This window comes from Planococcus sp. ISL-109, from assembly GCF_018613655.1.
Taxonomy (GTDB): domain Bacteria; phylum Bacillota; class Bacilli; order Bacillales_A; family Planococcaceae; genus Planococcus.
The window spans coordinates 1-2,928 of the sequence record NZ_JAGGPW010000030.1; the positions used below are offsets into that span (position 1 = coordinate 1).

Genomic DNA, 2,928 nt, shown 5'->3' on the forward strand with positions numbered 1-2,928 from the left:
AAAAAAAAAAACCAACTAGGTTCCAATGATATTAACACGGCAAGAATAACAAATTGCTTCAATATATACGAGGAACCGAGGATACAGGAGTCGGAAAAAGGAAAGCCATCTTCTTTGGAGGATGGCTTTTTACGTTCTGAAATATTGATGTAGACAACAGAGGATTGTGATAAATAAAGCTGCATTCCCCCAATTCGAGGAAATGCAGCTTTATCTACTAATAAGTTTAATGACTCATTTTCCACACATGAATCACTGCCTGCTCAATCGCTTGCCAGGTGATATCCGCAGCATATGGATATTGCTTCTGATACCGATTCCATAATTGCGCCATATGCTCGCTTTCGAAAATTTCCCTTAAAATCGCATCGCCGTCTTCCAGTAAACCAACAGATCCGCGGTGATTTGCAGTAGAGAGGAGTGCTTTTTTCACCTGGCCGGCCAGCAAGTTCTCTTCCTGGGTACCGAACAAAGCATAGATGTCGTAGAAGTCTCGAAGTCTGGTATTGGCTGTCCCCCGGGAAATCATCGTCTCCAGCTTTTCGGCAAGTACCGTTTCAATCGTATAAGCGAGGATGTCGATCTTTCGCTCTTCCAGCAACAGCTGGTAATGATACTGAATTTCTTTCGGCGTGATTTTGTCACCCGTCGTCAAGTCCACTTTTAAAGGCAGACGCACTGGATCCATTTGTGCAAGTATGGACAAGCGGAAGCCATTATACTCCGCCTCATCCCGAATCGGTTCCACTTTTTCTAAACTTAAGGTGACATCGTCTTCAAGGGGGATGGCCACGATATCCAGGAATGCTTTTTCAATGGCTTCCCGGTTCATGGGGTACCCTTGGATGGTTGCATCCATGTCCATGGTGGAACGCAAATCTACCCCGATTAGGGAAGCCACGAGGACACCGCCTTTTAGCACAAAGTGCTGATTGAAATCCGAATAGGCAATTCGCTCAAGCAAACGTTCGAATAGATAATTTCGAAGAAGCAGTTGTGCATTGATTCCTTTTTGTTTGGACATATTTTTAATGAGGTCTTTCACTTGGCGCGAGCTCTTCACAGCAGAATCTCCACGTATTGGCGGATTGGCGAAGAGACCCGGAACTGTTCCGCATAACGAAGCAGCTGCGGAATATTCTTCTCTTTCCGCGCTAAGTAACACTTCATGCTGTCGTTCAATAGGTCGGCATCCACTTTGTTCCGCTGTCTGAACAGGTCACAAAGAGTCCGTTCAGCATCGTAAAGTCGAATTGGCCGGCCATGGATTGTAGTGGTTTCGGTTACGCCAAGCTCATGCCATTCTTTTTTTACTGAATAGACCTGTACGCTGTTGTCAGTGAGAAGCTGACTGTGATAGCCCAGTGGTACGGTAACGGAATAAGTAATAGGATCCCTGTCCGTTAAGTCATGCAGATACAGCGCCGTTTCGTGAGAAAAGATCAATTGCGGGCTCCGAGCCTGCAGTATATACAGATCGTCTGCCAATGTGTCAGGGGTCACGTAAATACCGTGACTGACGCGCTCAATCATGCCTTCTCGGGCCAATACCGTTAGATAATAACGGGGAATTCCCGCGGCTTCAGCATCTCGTGTCAAGACGAGGCCATCCTGCTGCTTGATCAAGTCGAGGAGTTGAGTTTTATACGGCATCTATAACACTCCTTTTTGCATTTATACTTATATTATATAATAGTTAAGTGCAAATGCAAAAAAATCTAGACTTACCAGTTCTTTCTGATTTCTAAATTCATGCGGAATGCAAAGATGATAAAACAAAACGACCCACCGTGGTCCGCATTGTGAAGAGGCGTGGTGGGTTCTATAAATACCAAAATACATTCAAGTATTTGAAGCATCCATTTTTTCTTTCGTTATATTAATAGAGGAAGATATATATTTATATGTGATAAGGAGATGAAGAACGTTGAGAGAAGATAGAAAGAAAGATATTAAAGATGCTGGGAAGGAAATGTTTATTGATAGTTTTCTAAATGTAGGAAGTGAAGCAGGTGCTGAAATAGTGAAACAATCCGTTGCGAGTGCTGCAGGCGATTTAATAGTAGACACTGCAGCCTCTTTTGTTCCTGGAGCTTCAGGTATGTATCAAAACTTTAAACGTAACCAGCATGAAAAAAACATGAATAGACTTTATAGCGAATTAAATCTTAGAATGGAAGAAATTAGAGTGAATCTTGAAACCAAAAATCAAGAACAAAAAGATCATTTTGATGATCAATTCAAACATGTACTTGTTGCAGTATCGGATGAACAACAAGAAGAAAAAATTAAGTATATGGTAAATGGTTTGGTCTATATTTCTGGACATGACCAAGTATCAGATGACTTTGTATTAACTTATTATGATGTTTTAAAAAGTTTAAGATTAGTGGATATTGGAGTTTTAAAACTAATGCATGATGCAAAGTATGCTTTTGATCAATCTTCAAGAGACTCGTACACTGGCATAATGGACAGACATGGCATAACTCAAGAACAATATGAGGCTGTGCGGAGAAATTTATTTAGAATAGGTTTATTGACGACCAAACTCGATCTAAACATTGCAGATGATCTCGAAGTAATAGCTAAGTCAATTAAAGATATAAATATATATTTGGAGAAAGTGGGTAAGAAAAATGCAAATTTGCCACGTTTAAAGGAACCAAAAATTAAGTCGAAAGAAAGATTTGAAATTTCAAAGTTTGGTCGAGATTTTGTAGGGTTTTTCGTAAATGAAGAAAGTTTAGATGGAGTTTAAAAAGAAAGAAATGGACTTTATCTACCTATGATATTTTCATACGTATGACTTGGCTTCAAAGCAGTTAGTATAAGTAAGCATCCAGACTTCTATAAATGTCTCGGAAATAAAGTGGTTATTCATTATAAGTAGCATGTAAATTATCATATTAGAGGATTATCTATATT

The 2,928-nt window shown here is 40.0% G+C and carries 4 protein-coding genes; 1 reads left to right on the top strand and 3 read right to left on the bottom strand.

Annotation, left to right across the window (positions count from 1 at the left end; all coding sequences use genetic code 11):
• The 3 genes from J7E21_RS15405 to J7E21_RS15415 form a co-directional block, all read right to left on the bottom strand.
• A partial coding sequence (locus J7E21_RS15405; protein ID WP_215109412.1) for a hypothetical protein occupies nt 1-245 on the bottom strand: 245 nt, incomplete at its 3' end.
• Nucleotides 227-1,063, bottom strand: a complete 837-nt coding sequence (locus J7E21_RS15410; RefSeq protein WP_215109414.1) for a nucleotidyl transferase AbiEii/AbiGii toxin family protein — start codon at nt 1,061-1,063, stop codon at nt 227-229. The genes J7E21_RS15410 and J7E21_RS15405, both read right to left, overlap by 19 nt.
• Nucleotides 1,060-1,653 (bottom strand): type IV toxin-antitoxin system AbiEi family antitoxin domain-containing protein, encoded by a 594-nt coding sequence (locus J7E21_RS15415; RefSeq protein ID WP_215109416.1) that lies wholly within the window; start codon nt 1,651-1,653, stop codon nt 1,060-1,062. Before J7E21_RS15415 ends, J7E21_RS15410 begins: the two co-directional genes overlap by 4 nt.
• Before the next feature lie 274 nt (nt 1,654-1,927).
• On the opposite strand from J7E21_RS15415, the gene J7E21_RS15420 reads away from it, so the two are divergent.
• Nucleotides 1,928-2,761: a hypothetical protein gene (locus J7E21_RS15420; RefSeq protein ID WP_215109418.1), complete on the top strand. Its 834-nt coding sequence runs from the start codon at nt 1,928-1,930 to the stop codon at nt 2,759-2,761.
• Nucleotides 2,762-2,928: the final 167 nt, after the last annotated feature.

What these genes read in the sequence shown, in the direction of transcription:
- J7E21_RS15415 (WP_215109416.1), bottom strand. Translation starts at nt 1,653, where the DNA reads ATGCCGTATAAAACTCAACTCCTCGACTTGATCAAGCAGCAGGATGGC.